26 protein-coding genes and 1 pseudogene are annotated in these 24,748 nt (G+C 70.5%); 8 read left to right on the top strand and 19 right to left on the bottom strand.

Going from position 1 to position 24,748, the window contains the following annotated elements; translation table 11 throughout:
* Window positions 1-58: 58 nt before the first annotated feature.
* The 6 genes from LCE31_RS05575 to LCE31_RS05550 form a co-directional block, all read right to left on the bottom strand.
* Window positions 59-283, bottom strand: a complete 225-nt coding sequence (locus LCE31_RS05575; protein WP_225012842.1) for a VOC family protein — start codon at window positions 281-283, stop codon at window positions 59-61.
* Between the two features lie 85 nt (window positions 284-368).
* Complete coding sequence (locus LCE31_RS05570; protein ID WP_225012841.1) at window positions 369-1,328, bottom strand: PDR/VanB family oxidoreductase; 960 nt, start codon at window positions 1,326-1,328, stop codon at window positions 369-371.
* 70 nt (window positions 1,329-1,398) lie between these two features.
* Entirely contained in the window at window positions 1,399-1,824 is a 426-nt protein-coding gene (locus LCE31_RS05565; RefSeq protein ID WP_225012840.1) for a Rieske (2Fe-2S) protein, read from the bottom strand.
* Window positions 1,825-1,864: 40 nt separating this feature from the next.
* Window positions 1,865-2,908 (bottom strand): amidohydrolase family protein, encoded by a 1,044-nt coding sequence (locus LCE31_RS05560; RefSeq protein ID WP_225012839.1) that lies wholly within the window; start codon window positions 2,906-2,908, stop codon window positions 1,865-1,867.
* Window positions 2,905-4,059 carry an amidohydrolase family protein gene (locus tag LCE31_RS05555; RefSeq protein ID WP_225012838.1) on the bottom strand — a complete coding sequence of 385 codons (1,155 nt, stop codon included), beginning with the start codon at window positions 4,057-4,059 and terminating at the stop codon, window positions 2,905-2,907. Before LCE31_RS05555 ends, LCE31_RS05560 begins: the two co-directional genes overlap by 4 nt.
* Before the next feature lie 44 nt (window positions 4,060-4,103).
* Window positions 4,104-5,444, bottom strand: a complete 1,341-nt coding sequence (locus LCE31_RS05550) for a CapA family protein (RefSeq protein WP_225012837.1) — start codon at window positions 5,442-5,444, stop codon at window positions 4,104-4,106.
* Between the two features lie 361 nt (window positions 5,445-5,805).
* Here LCE31_RS05550 and LCE31_RS40770 point away from each other — a divergent pair, with 361 nt between their 5' ends.
* Complete coding sequence (locus LCE31_RS40770) at window positions 5,806-7,011, top strand: FadR/GntR family transcriptional regulator (protein WP_225012836.1); 1,206 nt, start codon at window positions 5,806-5,808, stop codon at window positions 7,009-7,011.
* 165 nt (window positions 7,012-7,176) lie between these two features.
* Here LCE31_RS40770 and LCE31_RS05540 read toward each other — a convergent pair whose 3' ends face one another.
* The gene (locus LCE31_RS05540; protein WP_225012835.1) at window positions 7,177-7,350 is read right to left on the bottom strand and encodes a hypothetical protein; all 174 of its coding nucleotides are present in this window, start codon (window positions 7,348-7,350) and stop codon (window positions 7,177-7,179) included.
* A 114-nt stretch (window positions 7,351-7,464) separates the two neighbouring features.
* A complete protein-coding gene (locus LCE31_RS05535; protein ID WP_225012834.1) occupies window positions 7,465-8,175 on the bottom strand; it encodes a TetR/AcrR family transcriptional regulator in 711 nt (236 codons plus the stop codon).
* A gap of 164 nt (window positions 8,176-8,339) precedes the next feature.
* On the opposite strand from LCE31_RS05535, the gene LCE31_RS05530 reads away from it, so the two are divergent.
* Complete coding sequence (locus LCE31_RS05530; protein WP_225012833.1) at window positions 8,340-9,110, top strand: NADPH-dependent F420 reductase; 771 nt, start codon at window positions 8,340-8,342, stop codon at window positions 9,108-9,110.
* Window positions 9,111-9,146: 36 nt separating this feature from the next.
* On the opposite strand, the gene LCE31_RS05525 is transcribed toward LCE31_RS05530, so the two are convergent.
* Window positions 9,147-10,316 carry a thiolase family protein gene (locus LCE31_RS05525; protein WP_225012832.1) on the bottom strand — a complete coding sequence of 390 codons (1,170 nt, stop codon included), beginning with the start codon at window positions 10,314-10,316 and terminating at the stop codon, window positions 9,147-9,149.
* A 799-nt stretch (window positions 10,317-11,115) separates the two neighbouring features.
* Here LCE31_RS05525 and LCE31_RS05520 point away from each other — a divergent pair.
* Window positions 11,116-11,748, top strand: a complete 633-nt coding sequence (locus LCE31_RS05520) for an L-threonylcarbamoyladenylate synthase (protein ID WP_225012831.1) — start codon at window positions 11,116-11,118, stop codon at window positions 11,746-11,748.
* Window positions 11,749-11,808: 60 nt separating this feature from the next.
* Here the strand turns inward: LCE31_RS05520 and LCE31_RS05515 are convergent, their stop codons facing one another.
* Window positions 11,809-12,285: a MarR family winged helix-turn-helix transcriptional regulator gene (locus LCE31_RS05515; RefSeq protein WP_225012830.1), complete on the bottom strand. Its 477-nt coding sequence runs from the start codon at window positions 12,283-12,285 to the stop codon at window positions 11,809-11,811.
* Between the two features lie 573 nt (window positions 12,286-12,858).
* On the opposite strand from LCE31_RS05515, the gene LCE31_RS05510 reads away from it, so the two are divergent.
* Entirely contained in the window at window positions 12,859-13,455 is a 597-nt protein-coding gene (locus LCE31_RS05510) for a cysteine hydrolase family protein (protein WP_225012829.1), read from the top strand.
* Window positions 13,456-13,464: 9 nt separating this feature from the next.
* A complete protein-coding gene (locus LCE31_RS05505; protein WP_225012828.1) occupies window positions 13,465-15,021 on the top strand; it encodes an FUSC family protein in 1,557 nt (518 codons plus the stop codon).
* Window positions 15,022-15,432: 411 nt separating this feature from the next.
* Here LCE31_RS05505 and LCE31_RS05500 read toward each other — a convergent pair whose 3' ends face one another.
* The gene (locus LCE31_RS05500; RefSeq protein ID WP_225012827.1) at window positions 15,433-15,981 is read right to left on the bottom strand and encodes a TetR/AcrR family transcriptional regulator; all 549 of its coding nucleotides are present in this window, start codon (window positions 15,979-15,981) and stop codon (window positions 15,433-15,435) included.
* Between the two features lie 131 nt (window positions 15,982-16,112).
* Here LCE31_RS05500 and LCE31_RS05495 point away from each other — a divergent pair, with 131 nt between their 5' ends.
* Together LCE31_RS05495 and LCE31_RS41150 are read left to right on the top strand one after the other, a co-directional pair.
* Window positions 16,113-17,162 (top strand): aldo/keto reductase, encoded by a 1,050-nt coding sequence (locus LCE31_RS05495; protein ID WP_225012826.1) that lies wholly within the window; start codon window positions 16,113-16,115, stop codon window positions 17,160-17,162.
* A gap of 170 nt (window positions 17,163-17,332) precedes the next feature.
* Window positions 17,333-17,500: pseudogene (locus LCE31_RS41150) on the top strand (VOC family protein); the annotation flags it as partial.
* 54 nt (window positions 17,501-17,554) lie between these two features.
* On the opposite strand, the gene LCE31_RS05485 reads toward LCE31_RS41150, so the two are convergent.
* From LCE31_RS05485 to LCE31_RS05450, 8 genes are all read right to left on the bottom strand, one after another.
* Window positions 17,555-17,770: a DsbA family protein gene (locus LCE31_RS05485; protein ID WP_374118411.1), complete on the bottom strand. Its 216-nt coding sequence runs from the start codon at window positions 17,768-17,770 to the stop codon at window positions 17,555-17,557.
* A gap of 25 nt (window positions 17,771-17,795) precedes the next feature.
* Window positions 17,796-18,530 carry a GntR family transcriptional regulator gene (locus LCE31_RS05480; protein WP_225012825.1) on the bottom strand — a complete coding sequence of 245 codons (735 nt, stop codon included), beginning with the start codon at window positions 18,528-18,530 and terminating at the stop codon, window positions 17,796-17,798.
* Window positions 18,531-18,661: 131 nt separating this feature from the next.
* Window positions 18,662-19,705, bottom strand: a complete 1,044-nt coding sequence (locus tag LCE31_RS05475) for an LLM class flavin-dependent oxidoreductase (protein ID WP_225012824.1) — start codon at window positions 19,703-19,705, stop codon at window positions 18,662-18,664.
* Window positions 19,702-19,968 (bottom strand): tautomerase family protein, encoded by a 267-nt coding sequence (locus LCE31_RS05470; RefSeq protein WP_225012823.1) that lies wholly within the window; start codon window positions 19,966-19,968, stop codon window positions 19,702-19,704. Before LCE31_RS05470 ends, LCE31_RS05475 begins: the two co-directional genes overlap by 4 nt.
* Window positions 19,969-19,974: 6 nt before the next feature.
* Window positions 19,975-21,471, bottom strand: coding sequence for an aldehyde dehydrogenase (locus LCE31_RS05465; protein ID WP_225012822.1), 1,497 nt, complete (start codon window positions 21,469-21,471; stop codon window positions 19,975-19,977).
* Window positions 21,464-22,204, bottom strand: coding sequence for an alpha/beta fold hydrolase (locus LCE31_RS05460; RefSeq protein ID WP_225012821.1), 741 nt, complete (start codon window positions 22,202-22,204; stop codon window positions 21,464-21,466). Before LCE31_RS05460 ends, LCE31_RS05465 begins: the two co-directional genes overlap by 8 nt.
* 128 nt (window positions 22,205-22,332) lie before the next feature.
* Window positions 22,333-22,893, bottom strand: coding sequence for an amino acid synthesis family protein (locus tag LCE31_RS05455; RefSeq protein ID WP_225012820.1), 561 nt, complete (start codon window positions 22,891-22,893; stop codon window positions 22,333-22,335).
* Window positions 22,890-23,483, bottom strand: coding sequence for an amino acid synthesis family protein (locus LCE31_RS05450; protein ID WP_225012819.1), 594 nt, complete (start codon window positions 23,481-23,483; stop codon window positions 22,890-22,892). Before LCE31_RS05450 ends, LCE31_RS05455 begins: the two co-directional genes overlap by 4 nt.
* Window positions 23,484-23,737: 254 nt before the next feature.
* On the opposite strand from LCE31_RS05450, the gene LCE31_RS05445 reads away from it, so the two are divergent.
* On the top strand, window positions 23,738-24,691 hold the full coding sequence (locus tag LCE31_RS05445; protein WP_225012818.1) for a flavin reductase: 954 nt from the start codon (window positions 23,738-23,740) through the stop codon (window positions 24,689-24,691).
* Window positions 24,692-24,748: the final 57 nt, after the last annotated feature.

The following is a 24,748-nucleotide window of genomic DNA, read 5'->3' as shown; positions in this document are numbered from 1 at the left end:
GCAGAACACTTCCTCGCCTTCGCAGGCATCGCCGCAACTCTCATCTGCTACCGACGCCTCACCAAATGAGATGACTTCTAAAGCTCATGGTCCGCACCACGCGCAGGCCGAGGACGTCACGGTAGAACCGCACCCCCTCGTCCATGTCCTTGGCGAACATCACCAGGTGGTTGATGCCGGAGATCCGCCCGGTCGCCGGGCCGCGCTCCTGCAGGACCTGCTGGTGGCGCGGGCGGTCGCCGTGCTCCGCCGACTCATCCGTCCTGGGGGCTGCGGAGGTCATCGCGATCAACTCCTCACTTGTGGGTTTCCATCAACTGCACTGTTCTGAAGGGATGTTCAAGAGCCATCGATGCTCCAAGGGCGCGTCACGCGTCAAGGACGAGGCGGGCCGAGCACGACCGGGATACACACACCATCATGGTGCGGCCCCCGGCGCGCTCCTCCTCGCTGAGCACCTCGTCGCGGTGGTCGGGGACGCCCGCGACCACCGCCGTCTCGCACGTGCCGCAGATGCCCTCCTGGCAGGACGACTCGATGTCGACACCCGCCTCCTCCGCCATGTCGAGGATGGACCGGTCGGCGGGGACGGTCACCGCGACGCCGGAGCGGGCGAACTCCACCTCGAAGGCGGTGGCCTCCCCCTCCTGCGCGTCCTGCCTGCGGGAGAACCGCTCCGTGTGGAGCCGGTTCGTGGGCCGGGACGCGCAGTGTTCCTCGACCGCGTCAAGCATGGGAGCGGGCCCGCAGCAGTAGACCTCGGCCTCCGGGTCCGCCCGGTCGATGTGGGCGGCCAGATCGGCCCGGCCCGCCACCCCGCTCGCCTGGACCAGCACCTTCTCCGAGCCCAGCGCGAGCACGTCGTCGATGAAGGCCATGGAGTCGACGGAGCGGCCGCAGTACACGAGCCGCCAGTCCGCGCCCGTCGCGGCGGCCTCCCTGATCATCGGCAGTACGGGGGTGATGCCGATGCCGCCTGCGATGAACAGGTAGCTGCCCGCCGGCACCAGGGTGAAGGTGTTGCGCGGTCCCGCGACACGGACCGCGCTTCCCTCGGCGAAGGCCTCGTGGATGTGGATCGAACCACCGCGGCCGTCGGGCACGTGCAGCACGGCGATCTGCCACTGCCGCCGGTCCTCGGGCCTGCCGCAGAGCGAGTACTGCCGCACGAACTCCGTGCCCCTGGAGGTGAAGCGGAGGTCGATGTGCGCTCCGGGGGTCCAGGCCGGAAGCTCGGCTCCGTCCGGAGACGCGAGGGTGATCCCGAGGATTCCCTTGGCCACGGACTCTGTGCCCGTGACCACGAGTTCGAGGTCGCTTTCAGGCATCGGTACTCCTTGGTGAACTGGGGCGCTGCCGTCGTGGCGGCGGCGCCGGGCGCCGCACCGGGGGCGAGGGTCATACGTCGATGACGACCGTGGCGCCCTCGACCGAGACGGGGACGGTCTCCACGCCCTCCTTCAGGCGCTGGAGGACATCGGCGGGCACCACCTCGACGGGGTAGCCCCGCACCTTCTGCCGGGACGTGAAGATCGTCCGTCCGGACTTGATGTCGAACTCCCAGTGGTGCCAGGGGCAGGAGACGATCTCGCCCTGGCGCACCCACCGCATCTCGGGCTGGCCCTCGGCGTTCGCCGCGGCCTCGGACGTACCGCGCACCCGGCCCTTGCAGAGTGGGCCGCCCATGTGGGGACAGGTGTTCTTGAGCGCGTAGTACTCACCGTCGATGTTGAACACACCGACACCGCTCTTGACCTTGTCCGGGTACACGATCCTCGACGAGCCGGGCGGCAGGTCGGCCGCCGCGCCCACTACAAACCGCATGTGCTCTACCTCGTCTTCCGGGTCTTCCGCCGTGTCGGTGTCATGCGCTCGGCGCGGCGGCGATACGCGCCGCGAGCCGCGGGTAGAACTCCGCCGCGTTGCCGGCCAGGACGCGGTCCCGGTCCTGCGCGGACCAGTCGGGGAACACCTCGTCGGTGCCCACCCCGTCCCAGTAGGGGTGGCGGCTGCCGTACATCACCAGCGAGGAGTTGTCCCCGCCGACGGAGCCCGCGGCACGGGCGCTGTGCGGGGAGACGGTGTCCTCGGGCTGGGTGATGAAGCGGACGTGCCGTTGCAGGTAGCTCGTCGGTGCCCCGCTCACCCACGGGACCTCCAGGCGGTCGGACTGCCAGTCCTTGTCCGTCCTGATCGCGAGCGACCGCGCCGCGTGCACGCTCACGTCACCGAACACGACGCGGAGCTCGGGCAGGCGCTCGAAGACACCGGCGACGATGAAGCTGGTGAGGTGGGTGATGCCCGACAGCGGCCGGAGAGCGTGCACCTCCGAGAAGAAGCTCGGGAAGCCGACCTGCGTGGGGGGCGGCTCCACCAGCATGCCCAGGTCGTCGTGGACGAACACCACGAGGCCCCGCTCGACCGCGGCCCGCCAGATGGGGAAGAACCGCTGCTCGCCGTAGGTGGCAAGGGCCCGCGCCGGGACGACGAGCTGCACGAACCTGTCGTCGTCGGCCCAGCGGTCGATCTCGCGCAGGGCCGTGTCGGTGTCGTTCATCGACAGGCGGATGGAGCCGAGGAACCTGCCGTCGGCCTCGGGGGTGTCGAGCAGCTTCGCCGTCATCCGGTTCGCAGCGCTCGAAACCGCCGCCGCCTGCTGCGGGTTGGGCCAGTAGCCGCGTGCCGTGGGAGCGAGCACGGCGTAGTCGGCCCCGGCGCCGTTCAGGAGCCGGTCGGCGATCGCCGCGGGGCTCGCCGCCTCGGCCTCGTCCACGGCCAGCTGGTCGAACGGTGCCGCGTACCGGTCGCCGTAGAGGCTCGGCAGGGCGAGCAGGTTCCACGGCCCGCCGACCTCGCGGTTGAACTCCTCGTTGGGCAGGACGGGGTGGACGGCGCAGTCGATGATCACAGCCGGCCCGCCATGTCGTCGAAGCGGTCGGCCGGCCGGGTGGCGGGCAGGCCGTAGAGCTCGCGCGCGTTCCCTGACAAGATGCGCTTCCTCGTCTCCTCGCTCAGGCCGCGCGGCAGCGCCTTGCTCGGCGGGTCGTAGTCGTAGTGCGGGTAGTCGCTGGAGAAGAGCAGCAGCTCGCGTGCGTTGGCCTCGTCGAAGAGTGCGGCGATCTGGCGCGGGTCGGTCGACTCCTCGATGGGCTGGGAGGCCCAGCGGAAGTGGTCGCGCACGTACTCGTACGGCGTCTTGCGGCAGTCCAGCTCCTTCGCGGTGTGCTTCCACTGCCGCTCCAGCCGGTCGATGATCGGCTTGTACCAGAGGAAGCCGCCCTCGATGAACAGCACCTTGAGGTCCGGGTAGCGGTCCATGACACCGTTGCAGATCCAGCTGCCGAGGTGCGCCGCGTACGCCATCGGCGCGATCAGGGAGTGGTACTCCACGAAGTACTGCAGCGGTCCGGTGGAGGTCCAGCCCAGGGGCTGGGTGGCGCCGCCCCGGAAGTGCACGCCGACGGGGAGGTGGTGCTTCGCGGCGGCCTTCCAGATCGGGTCGTACATCCGGTGGCCGAAGGGGCGGAGCCCGTAGTGGCCGATCATGACCTGACGGAAGCCGGGGTGCCCGGCCCACTTCTCGATCTCGGCGGCGGCCGAGACCGGGTCGTCGATGGCGATGGTGATGGAGCCGACGTAGCGGTTCTCCGTGTTGTACTCGGAGAGCCACGTCTCGGACTGCCACCGGTTCACCGCAGCGGCGAGCGCGGTGTCGAGGGCCGGGTCGACGGTGAAGCCGCGAAAGCTCCACGGCAGCAGGAGGGCGTAGTCGATCGGGTCGTCGACGAACAGCTGACGCCCCACCATCTCGGGGTCGGAACCGATGTCGCCCTCGTCGGGGACGGCGTCCTTGCGGCCGCCGCCGTCCAGGGTCTTGTACGTCGAGCGGGCGAACGGAACGCGCTCGATGACCGAACGGGTCCGCCACGGCGCGTCGAGATAGGAGATCAACTCCTCGAACGAGCGCGGTTCGACATGGACGTCGGTGTCGATGACCTGAACGTCCACCTGACCTGGCCGGCTGCCCAGCGGGGCCGGGCGGGTCTGTGCTGTGGTCATGGTGTTCACTCTCCCTGTCTGTGTGCGGAGTGCGGCCCTTGCGGTCAGGAGCCCTCGACGAGCCGGCCCACCACGCGGCCGTCCTGCTGGGCCACTTCGACCCGGGTGTCGAACGGCTTCGACAACTCGCCCACCAGATCGAGGATTTCCCGCCCGTCCGTCTCGTCGGCGAGGACGGGAAGGCCGCGCCGGCCGCGCGACTGCCCGTAGCCGAGGGTCACCGGCAGCAGCTCGGACGAGACGAGCTCACCGTCGGTGAACCGGAAGCGGGGCACGACGGTCTGCCAGAACCGCTTCTCCTCGCCGTAGCCGGTGATCCGGTCGTAGAAGTCGGAGGCGGTGGACTCCTTCGCCATGCCCGCCTGCTGGTAGACCTCGGGCGGGAAGGAGTCGGTGGTCTCCAAGGTGAAGATGAAGTTGCCGAGGGAGTAGCAGATCGGCCTGCCCCGGTAGAGCTCGGCGCCGCGCAGCATGTGCGGACCACTGCCGATCACGCCGTGCGCGCCCGCGTCGATCAGCGCGTGGGCGAGCGGCCGCAGGAACTCGGCCGGGGTGTCGCTGTTCCAGCGGCCGTCGACGCCCTCGTGGCAGTGGAGCGCCACGAACACCAGGTCGGCCTGCCTGCGCGCCTCGTCCACCGCCTCGACCAGCGCGTCGATGTCACGCCGCAGCGCCGCCGTCACGATGTGCGAGGTGTCGTCGGGCGCGAAGTGCACGCCCTCCACCGCGAATCCGCCGGGCGGCGGGCCGTCCCACATGTTGCGGTCCGGGTATGGCAGGAAGATGCCGGCCGCCGTCGTGCCCTTGGGGTGGGTGTCCACCCCGGCCTCGGCGACCGTCTCCCGGAACGCGTCGAACTTGTCCCTGCGGATGAAGTGCGTCCTCTGGAGCCGGATGGGCGAGATCCCCGGCCGGCCGACGTCCCCGTCGCCCGGGTCCGCCGCCGCCGCGAGCCTTGAGTTGCTGGAGCCCGCGGAGATCAGCGCCACGCGTGCCCCGGCCGTCTGCACGTACACGGGCTTCCGCGCGTCCCGCAGCGTCTTGCCGACGCCGGCGAAGGGCATACGGCGGGCCCTCATCTCCTCGATGGAGGCGGCGAGGCCGTTCGTGCCGTAGTCCACGGCGTGGTTGTTGGCCATGCCGTAGACGTCGAAGCCCATCCAGGGCAGCTCGTCCAGCAGTTCGGGATCGACCCCGAGATGCGACCCGTGATACGTGGTCGCCGGCATCCGACCTGGCCCCGGGAACACCATCTCGACGTTGGTGTACGCCACGTCGGCGCCGCGGATCAGGTCCGTCAGGCCGGTGAAGCCGTCCTGCTTGATCGGCGACAGCCTGCGGGTGAGGATCGAGTCCCCGGTGGCCAGGAATGTTGTGCTGCCCACTGAGACCTACCTCTCCACGGTCCGCGAAACGCCGGAGGACGGGCTGCTGGAAACCATCACGTGCTGTCCCTTTCGCCATCGAAAGTCGGGCCCGGCTCCCCCCGCCGGAGGTGCCGCGGCGGTGGGCCGACGAGGTCTCAACGAGACCTTCGGTTAATTCATCTAAATGGATTCTTACGAGCGTGTCAACGGCTCTGGACGTACGAGCGTGACCGGCCCTGCGCGACCCGGGCATCGACATCCCTGCCCACGCCTACCTGGGGGCTTCCACCTGAACCCACGGCTGCACCACCCCGAGCCATGCGCCACCCTTGACGCCTCGGAACTCAATCTCTTTAAATGAAACAACTAAGACGGAGTCGTGCTCGCGGACATTACGAGGATCGCCATGGTCGAGTCACCTGCCCCAGAAGGCCCTCTCCGCTGGGGACCGGTCACCCTGGTGCTCTTCCTCACCGCTCCCCTGGCGGTCGCGCACGCCAGTGGTCTTGTTCCTCTCGGTGTTGTGTTCACGTACGGGGCCACCGCCCTCGGTCTTGTCCTCTCGGCCGCATCCCTGCGCCACGCGCTGCTTCTGCTACCGGGACGGCAGCGGCTGAGCCGGGCGATCGGCCGGCCGCGCGTCCTGTGGGGTGCGCTGGCGTACTGGGCGGTCCTGGAAGTCGGCCGGTCCGAGGCGCACTCACCCGCCGTGCTCGCCGGGCTCGGCCTGCTGATCGGGCTGTGCGCGGGCGTGGTCTGGGCGGCGCTCGCCGTGCGGCGGGAGGACCGCGTGGCAGGCTCTCTCTCCTGGCTCCCGCGCCTCGCCGGGCTGCACCCCGCCGGCCCTGGCATGCCGCTCGGCAGTGGGCACGGCGGCCGTGCCCCCACCGTGCGCCACCGTGAATACACCGCCGAGTATGGTGGTGGAGTGAAGAAGAAGACGGCTCGTCTCGTAGCAGGCGAAATCGTGCGCGACATCACCGCGGAGGGCCTGAGCCGTCTGCCGTCGGAGGCCGAGCTCCTCAAGCGCTATCCCGTCAGCCGTCCGACCCTTCGCGAGGCGCTGCGCATCCTGGAGATGTACGGCGTCATCTCGCTGAAGCCGGGTCCCGGCGGCGGGGCCCTCGTCAACGCGGTCGCGAGCTACCAGTTCGCAAACTCGTCGTCGCTCTACTTCCACCTCCTCCAACTGACCCTCGGCGACTTGATGTCGACGCGCATGCGGCTTGAGCCGTTCATGGCGCGGCTCGCGGCCGAGCGCGTCGCACGGGGCGAGGTGGATCACGAGACCCTGCTGGGCGCCGACAACATCCATATCGACGTCGCCCGACTGTCCAACGACCCGATCCTCCTGCTCATCGCCGAGGCGCTGCAGGACATCTTCACCGACAGGTCGAGCATCGAGCGGGTGCGCAAGGACCTGGCCGGCACAGTGAGCCCCACGCACGAGCTCATCCAGGATGCCGTCCGCAGCGGTGCCGCATACGACGCCGAACGCCTGATGCGGGAGCATCTGACTGACCACGTCTCCAAGTTGGAGAAGAACTACCCCAACTTGCTGGACCAGGTCATCGACTGGACGTAGGTCCGCACGGGCGGCGACCACACCGCCCGCCCCGCCGGTGAACACACTGTCGCCGGCCGTCGCCACCCAGCGGCGCACCCTCCCCACGGGGGTCTCGCGGTAGCCGGTGCGGTCTCGTCCGTGCAGCGGTCGGCCGAGGCGAAGCCGACGCGGGTGGCACGGGTTTCACGGGTTCCAGGACGGTGACGTGGATGCCGAGGCCGGCACTTCGTGGCTGACGCTCTCGCTGTAGCCCTCAAGCTCCCACTTGGCCGCGTGGCAGGCGCTGGAGGCAGCGAGGGCCGCCTGCCCGCCGAGGCCGGAGATCGGGATGACACGGCCGCCGCCCTGTTCGCGCATCGGCGCCGTGGCTGTCGTGCAGCCCGTCCGGGGCGGTCGGACGGCAGACCGTCGCCGTGGCCTGGTGGTCCCGCGAACTGACCCCGGGCGTGGGCGGAATGGCCGCCGTAGGCGTCAGCCCTCCCCCGCGGCTGGAGCCGGGGCCACCGGGCCGGGCAGCGGCTCCGTGTCGCGGCCGCCGGGCAGCGGCTCCGTGCTGCGGCCGCCGGGCAGCGGCTCCGTGCTGCGGCCACCGGGCAGCGGCTCCGTGTTGCGGCTGCTGAGGCCGTCGAGGGAGATGCGCAGCAGGCGGCGCCAGGGGGCGTCGTCGGCCGCCTGCACGGTCCGGCTCAGGGACGTGCTGAGCAGGATCAGGTCGTCGGTGGTGACATCGGGGCGCAGCCGCCCCGCGGCCAGGCAGCGCAGGCGCAGGTCCTCGATGACGGCGGCCCGGCGCCGGGCGCAGTCGGGGAAGGGGCCGCTCACATCGGCATAGCCCTCGACGAGGGCACGGTTGCGCGCGAGTTGGCCGAGCGCCTGCTCGAAGAAGGCGGTGAGGGCCTGCCAGGGGTCCGTGGCGGCGGCGGCCGACTCCTCGGCCGCGGCGATCCAGGAGATGAACTCCTGCTCCAGGACCGTGGTGAGAAGGTCCCCCTTGGTCGGGAAGTGGCGGTAGAGGGTCCCCATGCCGACGCCGCTGCGCCGGGCGATCTCCCGTACGTCGACCCCGCCGCCCTGCTCGGCGAAGACGGCCTGGGCCGCACGGACGATCGCGTCGCGGTTGCGCTCGGCGTCGCGGCGGGGGCGCCTGGGGGGCCGCGCGGCGGGCTGGTCGGCGGGGGGCATGCACGTCAGGATACAGCGGAAGCCGTTTCCGGAGCAGCCGCTCCGGTTGTGTTAGCTTTATCGGAGCGGCTGCTCCGCTTGAGCTCCGGCTCCCGCCGGAACACCGCCGCCGAGCCGCCTGCCCTCTGCGGGCGGCAGGCCCGTCAGATCAGGAGACCCTCCTCATGCCCACACTCGGTTTCATCGGCAGCGGCAACATCGGCTCGCGGATCGCACGGCTGGCCGTCGCCGCGGGCATCGATGTCGTGATGTCCAACTCGCGCGGACCCGAGACCCTGAAGGACACCGTCGCGGCGCTGGGCGAGCGGGCCGGGGGCGCAACTCCCGAGGAGGCGGCGCGAGTCGGCGACTGGGTCGTGGTGAGCGTCCCTCTCGCCGCCTACCGGCAGCTTCCCGCCGCCGCCCTGGCGGGCAGGACCGTGCTCGACACCACCAACTACTACCCCTTCCGCGACGGGCACTTCCCCGAACTCGACGCGGACAGGACCACGTCGAGCGAACTCGTCCAGGCGCATCTGCGCGGCGCACACGTCGTCAAGGCGTTCAACAGCATCGGCGAGCAGCACATCGCGGCCCTCGCACGGCCGTCGGGCGCCGCCGACCGCTCGGCCCTGCCGATCGCAGGCGATGCGCCCGAGGCGAAGGCCGAGGCCGCGGCACTGATCGACCGGCTGGGCTTCGACACCGTCGACGCGGGCCCGCTCGCGGAGAGTTGGCGCTTCGAGCCCGAGACGGCGCCGTACGTCATGCCGTACTTCCGCGACCCCGAGGCGTTCGCGCGGTCCGTCGCCGAACTGGGCGAGGAGTTGCGCACCAGCGGGTCGGTGCGCGGCGCGCGCCCCGTGGACGCGGGCGCCCCGCTCCCCGCGGGCCGCCTGGCCACCCTGCTGGACGAGTCGACCCGCAAGCCCACCGCGAGCCGCGTGATGCGCTGAATCCCGCTCCGCCGTGGCGGGGCGGCCCGGGCCCGCTCAGACCGACTCGAGCACCATCGCGTTGGCGAGCCCGCCCGCCTCGCACATCGTCTGCAGGGCGTACCGCGCACCGCGCTCGCGCATCGCGTGGACGAGCGTGGTCGTCAGGCGCGTGCCGCTGGCCCCGAGGGGGTGTCCGAGCGCGATGGCACCGCCGTGCACGTTGAGCCTGCCGGGATCGGCGCCGGTCTCCCGCAACCAGGCCAGCACCACGCAGGCGAAGGCCTCGTTGACCTCGAACAGGTCGATGTCGTCCAAGCCGAGACCGGCCCTTCGCAGCACCTTCTCGGTGGCCGGCACGACACCGGTGAGCATCAGGAGCGGGTCGGAGCCGGTGACGGCGAAGCTGTGCAGCCGGGCGAGCGGGCGCAGGCCGAGCCGGGCCGCGTTCTCGCTCGTGGTGACCAGCACGGCCGAGGCACCGTCGTTGAGCGGACTCGAGTTGCCCGCGGTGACATTCCACTCGATCTGCGGGAACCGCTCGGCGAAAGTTGGGTCATAGAAGGCGGACTTGAGCCCCGCGAGCCCCTCGGTGGTACTGCCGGGCCGTACGCACTCGTCGCCCGAGACTCCTTGGAGCGCTGCGACTTCGGCGTCGAAGAGCCCGGCCGACCATGCGGCGTCCGTCTTGTGGTGCGAGGAAGCGGCGAAAGCGTCCATCCGCTCACGGCTGAGCGAGTACTTGGCGGCGATGAGTTCGGCGCTGATGCCCTGGGGAACGAGACCGGCGGGGTACCGCTCGGCCATACCCGGGCCGAAGGGGTCCGTGCCGGGGGGCACGTTCGACCACATCGGAACGCGGCTCATCGACTCGACGCCGCACGCGACCGCCATGTCGTAGGCGCCGGAGACCACACCCTGCGCCGCGAAGTGCACCGCCTGCTGGGAAGAGCCGCACTGGCGGTCGACCGTGGTCGCCGGCACCGTCTCCGGCCACCCCGCGGACAGAACGGCATAGCGAGTGGTGTTCATGGCCTGCTCGCCGACCTGGTCGACGGTACCGCCGATGACATCGTCGATCAGCGCCGGGTCGACGCCGGAACGCTCGACGAGGCCGCGCAGTGTGTGGGCGAGGAGTTCGACGGGATGGACACCAGCGAGGGAGCCGTTCGGCCTGCCCCTGCCGATGGGGGTACGTACGGCTTCGACGATGACTGCGTCACGCATGTGGGGCCTCCGCGACCAGGGAAGTACTGGCGAATGGCAAAACGATCACAAACCCCGGGGCGACGGAGCCCGACACGTTCCTCAACCCCGCCCCGCACCGGTTCACACTGCCCAGCATCAGGCGCTCCGTCCGGGGCGGGCCCACGCCCGCACCGGGTCGGCCCCGACGCCCGGCGGCCGTACCGGTGTGGGCAGATGGCGCGTCCTGCCAGGGCCGACTGCCCCGATCACTGAGCCGTCGGCGTGGCGCCCGGGTTCGCGACTACGCATGGCAGGTTACTACACTGGGGAATTATTCAGTGCTGGAGTAAACTTCCTGCGCAGGCCGCAGGTGCCGCGGGGTCCGCACCGCAATGAAGGGAAACCCTTGCCCACCCAGAAACACTCCCTGATCACACTCTCTGATCACCGGCCGAGTGGTCCTGCCGCTCATGGGGCTCGGGCCCTCGCTGCTCGCGGGCATCTTCACCAGCGGCGTGGCCATGTCGCCCTGACGGCGCCCGCGATGACGCCACCCCGGAGCTCCGTCGGCCCCTGAAGGACACATCCCTGCCCGCGCACGACGGACATCCTCGACGTGGCCGCTTCGAGTCCGCATCGGACGCGGCAGCCCGGCAGGAACGAGGACACTAACCCGAGAGGGGCCCATCGCGTCGCGCGGGTCGGCGCGCACCAACGCCCCGCCGCTTGCTCCGGTCCGGCGGACGAACCGGCGAACGACTCGTCGCACGGCCGGGCATCGCGCACGCGGGGCCCTCGACCGAGCACCGTTGCACAAGAGCGCACAGGAGCAAAACGCATGCGGGTTCACAACTGCCGGAGCGAGACAGCCAGAGCGGCCGGTGTCGCCCACGCCACTGACGCTCTGCGGACCGGGCACCTGATCGTCTTTCCCACCGACACCGTCTACGCCATCGGCGCCGACCCCTTCACCCCGCAGGCCGTGCAGGACCTCCTGTCCACCAAACAGCGCGGCGCGGACAAGCCCGCCTCCGTCCTGGTACCTGACCTCGTGACCGCAGAGGCGCTGGTCGCCTCCCTGACACCCGACGCGCGGCGACTGGCGGAAACGTTCTGGCCCGGAGCGCTCTCGCTCATCCTGCCCGCAGCCCCCTCCCTCGCCTGGAACCTGGGCGACACCCGTGGAACGGTCATGGTCCGCATGCCCGCCGATCCCGTGGCCCTCGCCCTGCTGCACGCCGCAGGGCCCATCGCCCAGTCGAGCGCCAACGTCACAGGCCATCCGCCCGCGACCACGCTCGAAGAGGCAAGGGCCCAATTCAAGGAGCGAGTCCACACCTACCTCGACGGCGGGCCGAGCGGAAACATCCCGTCCACCATCGTCGACCTCTCCGCCGAGACAGGCCCTGCCGTATTGCGCGAAGACGCCATCCCGCGCGGCGCGGTCGAGGAAGCCCTGCGCAAGAGGTGACACCGCGACGCCCCGGCTCCCCGGCGGGCATCGGCGCGCCACGCCGGGCGACCGAAGCGTTCAGTGCCTGTCGGGAAGGCGATCGGGGGCGGTCTCCCGCAGCAGGGCCTCGCCGATCTCCGTGATGTGCTCACGCATGGCGGGTGACAACGTGTCCAGCAGGTACTCCCGCACAGCGCGGGCGAATCGAGGGGCCGCCTCCTCGGCAGCGGTGAGCCCTTTGTCGGTGAGCACCGCCATGTAACCCCGCCTGTCCCCTTCGACGGCCTCGCGCCGCAACAGGCCCATGGCCTCGAGACGGGAGGTCGCGTGAGTGATGCGGCTCGGCTTGGAGTCCGTCTCGGCCGCGAGCTCCGACATCCGCATCGCCCCTCCCGGCGCGCGGCGCAGGCGCCACAACACGTCGAAGTAGGTGCGCGGCAGCCCCACATCGGCCTGCAGGTCGTCCTCGATCCGGGCACTCACCACCCGCCACGACCGGTTGAACGCCCGGTAAACGCGCAGCTCCTCCGGGGTGAGCCAACCATCGTCCGTCATGGATTTACTGTAGCGCTGTACATCACACCCCAGAACGCTTCAGTGGTGAATTTTCCAGTTGTGACCACCCGCACCTCAACACACCCCGCCACCGCGTCCGGGCCCCGGCCTCAAGCAGGGTGAGGGGCCTCGCGTGTGCCGCAGGCCCAGGTGGATCTGGATCGCTCGGGCCGAGCCGGGCTTGCGTCGGTCAGCACGACCAGTCAGCCGTGCCGGTCGTCCGCGGGCGTCTCACCGCGCACCCGTTCCGTCGACCGCCAGGCGGCCGACGATGTCAGCGATCCACGTGACCCCGGAGCGGGCGACCTCCCCCGGCCGGGTCCCGCACAGGACATTGCAGGACCCGCCTCGCAGCCGTCAAGGACGTCCAGGTGGCTGAGAGGCAGACCCGACTCACGCTCCGCGTCGGCATCAAGCGGGCCGAGGCGGCTTTCCGGATGCGGTTGAGCGTGGGAACCACACGCGGCTCTCCGGGCCGAGCCGGTTGATCGCACGTGCACCCAGTACATCAAATACAGTACTGGATTATTCAGCGCTGTACTATGGCCTTACGCCCCGAAGAAAGGAACGGCCGTGACCGACTCCGCCCTGATCCCCAAGCGCACCGCCCTGCTCCTGATGGACCTCCAGCACTCCCTGTTGGGTGCCCTGCCCAACCCCGAGCGCGTCTTGGACGCCGCCCAGCGCGCCCAGCGCGCCGCCCTGGACGCGGACATCCGCGAGATCCACGTCCGCGTGGCCTTCACCCCCGAAGACCATGCAGCCGTGCCGCCGCACAACAAGGCCTTCACCCCCGTGGCCCGGGCCGGCGCTCTGGCGGCCGGCGAACCGGAGAACGAGGTGCACCCGGCGCTGAGCGAATCCCGCCAGGACCGGAAGGCGCTGACCGTCACCAAGACCCGCGTCAGCGCCTTTTCCAGCGGTTCACTCGACCCGCTGCTGCGCGAGCAGGGCATCGACACCCTGGTGCTCGGTGGCATTTTCACCAGCGGCGTCGTCCTGTCCACCGTCCGCGACGCCGCCGACAAGGACTACCGCCTCCTGGTGCTCAGCGACGTCTGCGCCGACCCCGACCAGCAGCTGCACGACACACTGATGCGGTCGCTGCTTCCCACGCAGGCCGATGTCATGGACGTCACCGCCTTCGAGACTGCCGTGCGCACGGCGTAAGGAAGCGACATGGCAGCACGGACACCCCTCCGGGCGGCGCGGGACACCGTCCGCACGGTCACCGGCCTCTACCTCGCCCGCGAGGGCCAGTACGCGTGGCACCTCGGCGTGGGCATGGTCCTGGCCTTGGGTGTCCCTTTGTCAATCGGCATCGCATCGGGCCATGCGCCCCTCGGCGTCGCGGCCGGCATCGGCGCCTACCTGCTGGTCCTGCTACCACCCCAAGGCGACCTTCATACGCGCGTCCGGCAGATCGGCACGCAGTGGCTGGCCTGCGCGGCGGCCACGGCACTGGGCGCCCTGGTGAGCGGCAACCTCCCGTTGACCGTACTGGCCATCCTGGTGATCGTGCCGGTCAAGACGCCGGGCATGGCGCCGGTCATCCCCCTGGTGTTCGCCGTGCAGGGGTTGGCGGGAGTCGGGGGCGCCCCGTACGCTCTCCTGTTCACCGTCGGCGGCCTGTGGACAAGCTTGCTGCTGCTCGTCCCTTTCATCGCGGGCCGCCCGGACCCAGCTCGGCCCGTACACGACGGACACCGCCGGCCCGGGGCCAGAGCGTTGGGCCGGTACTGGGAGAGCCTGCGCGCCTCGGTCACCGACCGCACGCCGGAATTCCGCTACAACGTGAGGCTCGCGGTCTGTTTCACCCTCACCTTTGTCGCCATCGATCTACTCCATACTCCGCACGGCCTGTGGGTCCTCGCGGGCATCTTCGGCTGCCTGCGGCCGACTTGGGGGCAGACGACCAGCCGTACCGCCAAACGCGTCATCGGCATCATTCTGGGCTCCAGCCTCGCCGCCGCCCTGCTGATCTTCACCTCTTCACCGCCTGTGCCGCTCCTCGCTGCCGTCACCGTGGCGTTCGCGGGAATCGCCCGGATTCTGCGCGGCTACAACTACGGCCTGTGGCCCATCTTCGCCTCACCCGCCATGCTCCTGCTGTTGTCCCTGGACACCCGGTCCACCTGGATCGACGCCCTGGAACGCGTCTCCAACAACGTTCTGGGCGCCGCTCTTGCCGCCCTGGCGACCCTCTTCCTGTGGCCACACCGCGAGCAGACTCTTGTCCCGGGACACCTGGAGGACCTACTCATGGCGCAGGCGCGCTACCTCGCCCGCGTGGCCTCTCTCGCCGGCGGGCCGCCGCCGGCCGAACGCGCCCACACGCGCGATGCCGTCGAAGCCTCCGAACAGCACCTGGCGACCTCAAGAAAGAGGCTCGCCACCCAGCCACGCCCGCCACAACAGCTGATGGCCGAACTCGCTGCCGTCCTTGACGCCTCCGCCCTTCTGCGCGCACCCCTGACCGTGCACCCTCCCCACGCGTCTCCACCCCTGCCCTACACCGTTGACGGCCTCCGCCTGCTGGCAGGGCAACTCCGTGACGTCGGCGCCGCGTTGGACGGCCTCGACACACCTCACACCACACAGCCCGCACTCTCCCGTCCCGGCATGAGCACGGACATCACCGACGCTGCCACCGCACTCATCCGGCACGCGACCGGCGCGGCAGTTCTGGCCACAGCACCCAAACGGGCTGCCAAACCCACGTCGGTCCCGCGATAGCGACAGTCGGTACCGCAGCAACCGGTCACCCGGCGCACGCACCGACTCTGCGACGGTGTGCGGCAGAGCCACGCCGAGGCTGGGGCTGCCCATGCCGGCGTACGCGTCCTTCCAGCGCAGACAACGGCCTGTGACACCGGCTCAGGAGACCACTCGCTGCACGCTGGTGGCGATAAATGACCCGATGTGGTCGGGTCGCCGGATCACACCGGTGGCGCACCTTGCCGTTTGTCGGTCCGAGTCGGCTGCTCCAGGCAGATACCGGCGAAGCTCCCACCAAAGCCCAGTACAGTCACGCCCTCCGTCACGCCGGCGCAGGCGGTGGTGTCCGGGAGGCGGGTCAGGGCCCGGAAGTGGGTGCGAGGTGCGGTGCCGCGGCACGCGAGCCCGACAAGATCCAAACGAGAGGGCCTAGCGCAGGCCGGCGATGGCGAGGTCGAGGAGCCGTGCGGCCTGGGCGGTGCCGTCGGGCGTGTTGGGGGTACGCCACAGGCAGCTCAGCAACATGATCACGTCGACGGGGTCGATGCCAGGGCGGACGTCGCCGGCCTGCTCGCAGGCGTCGAGGAGTTGCTGGACGGCCGTGGCGACCGGAGGCCAGGAGGCGCTGATGACCTCCCGTGCGGCGGCTGAGTGGAGGGCTTCGCCGAGGTCGTGCTTGATGCGGACGTAGGCGGTGAGCGTGGTGAACCAGCGGCGGAACGCGTCCAGCGGGGGGTGGTCGGCCAGGACGTCGGGCACGGAGGAGGTGAGGCGTGCGAGGTCATGCTGGTAGACCTCCAGGACCAGTGCCTCGCGGGTGGGGAAGTGCCGGTAGAGCGTGCCCGCGCCGACGCCGGCCAGCTTGGCGATGGAGTTGAGTGAGGCGCCCGGGGACTCGGCCAGGGCGTCGTGGGCGACCTCAAGGATCTTCTCGCGGTTCTTCAAGGCGTCCGCGCGCTGTTGCGGAGCACCGGTCATCGTGTCCTCCTGACGGTGGGCGGGTGCGCCCGTAAGTGACCCCATCGCGAAACGGAGAACTCTCCGGTAGGCTCGAACGAGTCGGCGGAGAGTTCTCCGCTTGGCTTCGTACCCATTGTAGGAGCCTCCCCGTGCGCTACATCAAGCTCGGCCGTACCGGCCTGGACGTTTCCCCGGTCGCCATCGGCGCCATGACCTACGGCGAGCCCGACCGCGGCCACCCGGTCTGGTCGCTGGACGAGGAGTCCAGCCGCCCGCTGGTCAAGCAGGCGCTGGAGACGGGCATCAACTTCTTCGACACCGCGAACATGTACTCCTACGGCTCCAGCGAGGAGATCCTGGGCCGGGCGCTGAGGGACTACGCGAACCGCGACGACGTCGTCATCACCACCAAGGTCCGCCACCCCATGCGTCCCGGCAGCCCGAACAGCAGTGGCCTGTCCCGCAAGGCGATCATGACCGAGATCGACAACAGCCTGCGCCGCCTGGGCACCGACTACGTCGACGTCTACATGATCCACCGCCTGGACCCCGCCACCCCGCTGGAGGAGACGCTGGAGGCGCTGAACGACGTGGTCAAGGCCGGAAAGGCCCGCTACCTCGGCGCGTCGTCCATGCACGCCTGGCAGTTCGCCAAGGCCCTCCACCTCCAGGAGCGGCACAGCTGGGCACGCTTCGTCACCATGCAGGACCACTACAACCTCCTCGCCCGCGAGGAGGAACGCGAGATGCTCCCCCTGTGCGCCGACAGGGGCGTCGCCACCATGGTCTGGAGCCCGCTGGCCCGAGGCCGCCTCGCCCGCCCCTTCGACCAGGCCGCCACCGGAACGCGCGCGGCCACCGACGGCGCCTACGCCGACCTGCTCTACAAGGCCAACGCCGACAGCGACCGCCGGATCATCGACGCCCTCGGCGCCATCGCAGAACAGCGCGGCGTCTCCCGCGCCCAGATCGCGCTGGCCTGGCTGCGCCGCAACCCCGTGGTCGCCGCTCCCCTGGTGGGCGCCCGCACCGCCCAGCAGATCGACGACGCCGTCGCCTCCCTCGACATCGACCTCACCGACGAGGAAGCCCGCCGCCTGGAGACCCCCTACACCCCGCGCCACGACTTCCAGGGCATCTCCGACGAACGCGAGATGGAACGCATCAAGGCGTCCATCCCCGGCTACGCCAACCTCTGACGCCGCACCGGCACCGCGTCACGCGCGCACCGATCCGGGGCGGCCCGGTGCGCGCGTCCCCCACCGCCCCCGACGAATGACGTACAGAAATACCCGAATCCATAAGGCGGCTCGGGTCCGTAGCGCTGGACTGCGCCGGCCCCCGGGCACTCGCCGCATTCTGGGCTGCCATGCTCGGCGGAGCCCTTACGACCGAGTCCGATGCCTTCTGCGCCGTCGAAATCGGAAGACTGCTGCTGGTCACCGTCCGAGTACCCGACTACCGGCCGCCGCGGTGGCCCGACGGCCACGCCAAGAAGTTCCACCTGGACATCGCTGTCGAGGATCTCGACAGGGCCGAGCGCCTCGCGCTCGCCACCGGCGCGACCACAGTGGCCCACCAGCCCAACCCCTCACGCCGGCGCCACCAGCTCGTCCGCGGTGAAGGCGCCGGTGTTCTTCTTCGCCGGGGCGTGCCCGTACAGCGCGTCGTGGTAGGCCCAGAACCGGCCCTGGCGGCCGGCCGTCCAGGCAGCGCGGGCGGCGTTCTGCGACTCGTCGCCGAGGATCGGGAAGTTCCGCCACTCGATGCGCAGCGCCCTCTTAGCTGCCCGGCGTCTGCTCCACAACCCGCCGAGCGCTGGGCCGGTGACGTCAGTGCGTGCTGTCCGGTGCTTGCGCGGGGGTGCCGGGGGTTTTGATGTCCTCCTCGGCGTCCCAGCCGGCCAGGAGGGCCTGGTGGGACCGGCGGACGTGTTCGCGCATCATGCGTTCGGCGCCGTTGCCGTCCTTGGCCCGGATCAGGTCGAGGACCTGGTGGTGTTCGTGGTCGGACTCGTGTATCCGGCCCGGCTGGGCGAGGGTGACGCGGACCAGCCGGGCGTAGGCGAGCTGGTTCATGAGGGTGCGGTAGTGCGCCTCCAGCTTGCCGTTGTCGGCGCCGACCACGATCAGCTCGTGGAACTCGTGCACCAGGCGGGCGTAGCGGTCGGTGTCTCCGGCCCGGGTCGCCTCGTCCGCCTCCGCCATGACGGCCTGGAGGCGTTCCGTCTCGGGCACCCGGCCGCGCAGCGCAAGGAGGCGGGCCGCGGCGCCCTCCAGAAGCTCCTTCATCTGGAAGAGTTCCGCCACGTCCCGGTGGGAAGGGACCGCCACGAAAGTGCCGACCCGCGGGCGGATCTCGACCAGGCCCTCGGTCTGGAGCTGCTTGAGGGCTTCGCGGATGGGGGTGCGGCTGATGCCGAAGGTCTCCGACAGCGCCATCTCGGAGAGGCTGGAGCGAGGCGGCAGCTCACCGCTGATGATCATCTCGCGCAGCTCGCCCGCGACACGCGCCTGCATGCTGGCCTTCGGCAGCCGCTTGACCGGCCGCCCCGTGGGTTCTTGCATGGTACAAGAAGGTAGTGAAGACGTTCGCGAACGTCAACATCTCGGTTCCGACCTGCCTATACCCGCCCTCCAGATGGCTTCTGCCATGCAAGAAACCCCGAGTGCCGCGTGGGGTCGAGCCGTCTGGGCGCTCACCGGAAGGCCGGCAGGACTTCCTTGATGAACAGGTTCAGCGAGGCCAGCTTCTCCTCGTGGGAGAGGGTGTTGTCGATCCAGAAGCTGTACTCGTCGACGCCCAGCTCCTCGTACCAGCGCAGCCGCTCGACGACCTCCTCCGGGGTGCCGATCATGGCCGTCTTGTGCAGGGCCTCGGGGGTGAACTCGGGACGCTCCGCGAACTTCTCCTGCGGGCTCGGCTCGAGGAAGCCGTTCTCGGGCGTCTTCTTGTTGCCGAACCAGGCGTCGAAGGTGCGGTAGAACCGGTTGATGCCCTCGGCCGCGGGACGCCAGCCCTCGGGGTCGTCGGCGGGATGGACGTGGGTGTGGCGCAGCACCATCAGCTCGGGACGCGCCACCTCCGGGTGGTTGGCCACGGCAGTGTCGAACTTCTCCTTGAGGGCGGCCACCTCCTCGTCGCCCTTCATCAGCGGGGTGACCATGACGTTGCAGCTCTGGGAGACGGCGAAGTCGTGGGAGGAGGGGTCGCGGGCCGCTACCCACATCGGCGGGGCTGGCTGCTGCACCGGCTTCGGCACGCTGGTCGAGGTCGGGAACTGCCAGACCTCACCGTCGTGCGCGTAGTCGCCCTGCCAGAGCGCCCGCACGGCGGGGACCAGCTCGCGCAGGTGCTTGCCGCCGTCGCTGGCCTTGACTCCGTCGGTGAGGCGGTCGAACTCGATCTGGTAGGCGCCGCGGGCGACGCCGACCTCCATGCGGCCGTTGCTGATGACGTCGAGGAGCGCGGTCTCGCCTGCGGCCCGGACCGGGTGCCAGAAGGGTGCGATGATCGTGCCGGCGCCGAGCCGGATCGTCGTCGTCATCGCGGCCAGGTGGGCCAGGATCGGCATCGGGCTGGGGGCGATCGTGTACTCCATGGCGTGGTGCTCGCCGACCCACACCGTGCTGAATCCGCCGGCCTCCGCCGTCAGAGCCAGTTCGGAGAGGTTCTCGAAAAGCTGCCGGTGGCTGACGGTCTCGTCCCAGCGCTCCATGTGCACAAACAGCGAAAACCTCATGACGGCTCCCTTTCTCCGGCGAACTCGGCGGGCTCAGTGGGGTGATCTGCGGGTTCAGTGGGGTGAATGGACTTCTGGTCCGACTCGGCGAGTGTGGTGCCGGCCGTGGACCAGTGGGTGCGGGGCACCTCGTGCAGGACGATGCGGACGTGTTCCGGCCGGGTGTCCACCGACCGCAGGACGGCCGCGTGCACCTCATGCAGCAGTGTCCGCAGCTGCTCGGGCGAGCGTCCCTGCCCGATCGTGACGGCGATGTGCGGCATGGCGGCTCAGCTCCGCATCGTGAACGGGTCGGCGACCGGCTCCTCGGCCGTGTTGATCCACACGCTCTTCAGGCGCGTGTACTCGTTGACCGACTCGGTGCCGTGCTCGATGCCGACGCCGCTGCTCTTGAAGCCCTGCCGCGGCGACATCGGCGACATGGCCCGGTAGGTGTTGACCCACACGGTGCCGGCGTCGAGGCGCCCCGCGACGCGGTGGGCGCGGGCCAGGTTGCTGGTCCAGACGCCGGCGGCGAGGCCGTACTCGGTCTCGTTGGCCAGCCGCACCGCCTCCTCCTCGGTGTCGAAGGGCATGACGGCGACGACGGGACCGAAGATCTCCTCGCGGACGACACGCATCGTGTTGTCGACGTCCACCAGGACGGTCGGCTCGTAGAAGTAGCCGCCGAGTCCGCCGTCGCTGGGTGCGCCGCCGGTCAGGACGCGCGCGCCCTCGCTGCGGCCGAGGTCGACGTAGCCGGCGACCTTGTCGCGCTGGGCCTCGAAGGCCAGCGGTCCCAACTCGGTCGCCTCGTCCAGCGGGTCTCCGATGCGGATGGTCTTCGCGCGCTCGCAGACCCGCTCAAGGAGCTCGTCGTAGACGGAGCGGTGGGCGAAGACGCGGCTGCCGGCGATGCAGGTCTGTCCCGCGGCGGCGAAGACACCGGCGATGACCCCCATGGCGGCGTTGCCGACGTCGGCGTCCTCGAAGACGAGCTGCGGCGACTTGCCGCCCAGCTCCAGGGTGGAGCCGATGAACCGGCTCGCGGCGGACGCCGCGATGCGCGATCCCGTGGCGGTGGAGCCGGTGAAGGAGATCTTCGCGAGCTTCGGGTGCTCGACCAGGGCCGCTCCGGCCTCCGGGCCGAACCCGGTGACGACGTTGACGACACCCGGCGGGAAGCCGGCCTCAAGGGCCAGCTCGGCCAGGCGCAGCCCGGTGGCGGAGGTGTACTCGGACGGCTTGATCACCACGGTGTTGCCGGCGCAGAGCGCGGGCGCCAGCTTGCTGGTGGTCAGCGTCAGAGGCGAGTTCCACGGCGTGATCGCGCCGACGACACCGACCGGCTCCCGCACCGTGTAGTTGAGGACCCGGGGATCGGACGCCGGGATGGTGGCGCCGTGGATCTTGTCCGCGAGGCCGGCGTAGTAGTGGTAGTACTCCGGCAGTGTGGCGAGCTGGCCGCGCATCTCGCGCAGCAGCTTGCCGTTGTCCCGGGACTCCATCGGCGCCAGCTCGTCCGCGTGCTCGGCGAGGAGTTCGCCCAGGCGTCGCAGCAGGTGGCCGCGGCGGGTCTGGCTCAGGTCGCGCCAGCGCGGGTCCTCGAAGGCGTTTTGTGCGGCGGTGACCGCGCGGTCGACGTCGGGTGCGGTGCCGCGTGCCGCCCGGTACAGGGTGCGGCGGGTGGCGGGGTCCGTGCTGTCGAAGTACTCGCCGGACGCGGGTTCCAGCGGGCTGCCGCCGACGAAGTGCTGCCAGATGGTGGGGGTGGTGGGGTCAGGCATGGGCGCTCTCTCCGATGAACGTGGTGAGGACCCGGACAAGCGCCTCGGGACGCTCGACGGGCAGCATGTGGCGCACGCCGGGGACGATCACCGCGCGGCACGAGGGCAGCGCCTTGGCCAGCCTGTGCGTCATCTCCGGGGTGGAGCCGGGGTCGTCGCCGCCGGTCACGGCCAGGGCCGGTGCGGTGATCTCGCCCAGGTGGTGGGCCAGTTCGGCGTCGGCGGTGGCGAAGACCCGGTAGCAGCCGAGGAAGGAGCCGACGTCGTTGGCGCGCAGGGTGGCTTCAGTCCGCTCGACCACGGAGCGCGGCACGTCCGTCCCCGCGTACCAGCGTTCCAGGGAGGCCGCGGTGCTCGCCGCGTAGTCGGTCTCCGCGGTGTGCAGCCTGGTCTCGACGGAGGCCCGCTCCGGTGCGTTACGGCGGCAGACCGAGCTGACCGAGGTGAGCGTCGCGGCCAGCTCGGGACGGTACAGCGCGAGGTGCTGGGCGACCAGCGCGCCGAGCGAGAAGCCGACCAGGTGGGAGCCGGCCGGGATGGCGTCGGCGACCCCGGCGGCCAGCTCGGCGAGGGTGACCGCGCTGTCGACCGGCGGCCGTCCGCCGTGGCCGGGCAGGTCGGGCGCGAGGACGGTGAACCGGTCGGCGAGCAGTTCGGTGACAGGCTCCCACATGGTGTGGTCGAGCCCGACGCCGTGCAGCAGCACCACCGTCCGTCTGACCGGCCTTGGCACCGATGCCGGCCCGTCCTGACCGCCGGGTACGGGCGGCGGACCGCCGCGGGCACGACCGGCGGTCCCGCCCGGCGGGTCCGGCTCGTGCGCGGGAGCCGTGGGTTCCGTGGAAGCCATGGGCGGACGGCCTACCGCTCGCTCGCCAGCGGCGCGAGGCGGGCCTGCGGACGGCCCTGTGCCGCCGCGGCGAGCCCGATGACGATCTCGTCGGCGCGGGGGCCGTCCGGCACCCGTGCCTCGAAGGTCTGGTGGTGCGAGCGGATGGTGGCGTCCGTGATGTGCTTCAGCGGAATGTCGAAGACGGCGCCGGCTCCGGCTCGCTTCTCCACGGCCGGCAGCAGTGTGGTGGCCTCGGCGGCCTGCCGGAAGTGGTCGCCGAACTTCAGCGTGTGGATCAGTCCGCTGCCGTGCTCGACCTCGCCGTCCAGGCCGACGACGGCGGCCTTGCCGTACGCCTCGACCGGCGCGCCGAGCGCCGCCACGACGCGCGGCGCGAGCAGCTCGCCGAGTTGGGGTGCGATGGCGTCGATGCCGGGAAGCAGGTCGGAGACGAAACCCTGGCCTGCCCAGGGGTTCTCGATCACGGCGAGCACGACCGCCGTCCGCGCGGCCGGCTCGACGGGCCGGCCGCCCTCGCTGTGGACGTCCTCGGTGTAGGTGACGATCTTGCGGAGCTTGAGCTGGCTCATCGGGCTTTCTCCAGGTCGGCGAGGCGGACTACGGGATCGGAGCGGCGGTCTCCGATGCGGGCATTGGGCCGTGCTCCGGACGCTGCGGCGGCGACCACGACGATCTCGTCGGGACGCGGCGCGTCCGGCACCCGGATCGGGACGGTCTGGTAGTGGGAGCGGGTCGCGGCGGCGGTCTTGTGCCACACCGGCACGGTCAGCGGTTCACCGGCGGCCAGCCGATCGTCGCTGAAGACGATGATCGAGCTGCCGTCGACCAGTTCCCGCAGGACATTGCCGAAGTACGGCGTATGGATCAGCGCACCGCCGTGCTCGATCTCCCCGTCCAGCCCCACCACGGCCGCCTTGCCGAAGGACTCGACGCGGTCCACGCCGCCCAGCGTCTCGATGAGGCGGCCGGCGAGCAGGCGGCCGAGGTCGGGAGCGACGGACTCCACGGCGGGCTGGAGATCGTCGACGACGCCGCAGCCCGCCCACGGATTCTCGATCACCGCGGCGACGGCGGCCCGGCGCACCGGGGTCACGACCGGTCGGCCGAGTTCGAGCAAGACCTCGTCGACGGTCGTGACCACCTTGCGCAGGCCGCTCACCGGGCGCACGGCGCACCGCCCCGCACCGCGCCACTGGGGCCTGTTACATGTTGCTGTGCCATGGCAGCGAGACTAGGAGTCACCCTCGGGAGCGTCAAGGGCCCCCCGGAAGGGGTTCCGAAAGAATCGCTCCCACCTGTGTCTTCTCTAGTGCCGATGCCATCTGTCAGTGAATTCGACGCAAGGCATTGACAGTGCGTACAAGAAGTTCCTACGGTCCACTGCCATACAAGAGTCGATCGAGGAGGATCGCGATGAGTCACACGCTCGACCGCACCAACCAGACCTCGGCACATGCCGACACGGACCGGCGGGAACGGCTCGGTGCCGCTTGGCACGCCGCGTGGAACCAGGGCGAGGTCGACGCCCTGGACGGACTCCTCAGCCCTTCGTACGTGCGCCGCCGTGGTCCGGCGGGCACTCCCCAGGACCGCGGGACGTTCAAGGAGAGCATCACCGCGGTGCGGGAGGCCTTCCCCGACCTGCACACCGACATCGAGGACCTGGTCGAGGACGGAGACCGGGTGGCCGTCCGCTGGCGCAGCGCCGGCCACCACACCGGCGCCTTCCTCGGCGTTCCGCCCACCGGCCGGCCGGTCGAGGTCTCCGGTGCCACGTTCGCCCGCTTCGACGGTGACGCGATCGCCGAGGAGCGGGTGACCTTCGACTCCCGGCAGCTCCTTGAGGCCCTCGGCATCATCACGACGGGCCACACCGCCGCCGTCGACCCGGACCTGGTGCGCGGGGTGCACCGGAAGTTCATCACCGGCGTCACCGTGGTGACCACCGACGACGGCGGGACGCCGCGCGGCCTGGCGGTCAACGCGTTCTCCAGCATCTCGCTCGACCCGCCGATGGTCCTCGTCTGCGTCCAGCGCAGCTCGTCCACCCACCCGGCGCTGCACCGCTCCCGTTACATCGGCATCAGCATCCTCGCGGCGGACCAGCTCGACGTCGCCAAGGTCTTCGCGAGCAAGGGCGACGACAAGTTCGCCACCCTCGACTGGGCCCCCGGCGGGCACGGCGCTCCGCTGATCGACGGGGCCGCCGCCCAGCTGGAGGTGGAGATCGGGGAACGGCTCGAAGCCGGCAGCCACACCGTCTTCACCGGCCGCGTGGTCTCCGCCCGCCACGACGACCGTGCTCCGCTCGTCTACAGCGGCGGCGGCTTCTTCGACATCTCGCAAACGGCGCCGCTGCCGTGGTGACCCGTCACAGGCCCACTCCCGGCCACCGTCCCCGCCCCGACGCCCTCTGGAGCACCA

This window comes from Streptomyces sp. 8L, assembly GCF_020176795.1.
Lineage (GTDB): Bacteria > Actinomycetota > Actinomycetes > Streptomycetales > Streptomycetaceae > Streptomyces.
The sequence above is the reverse complement of the archived record's forward strand: the minus strand, read 5'-3'. Positions and strand labels throughout refer to the sequence as shown.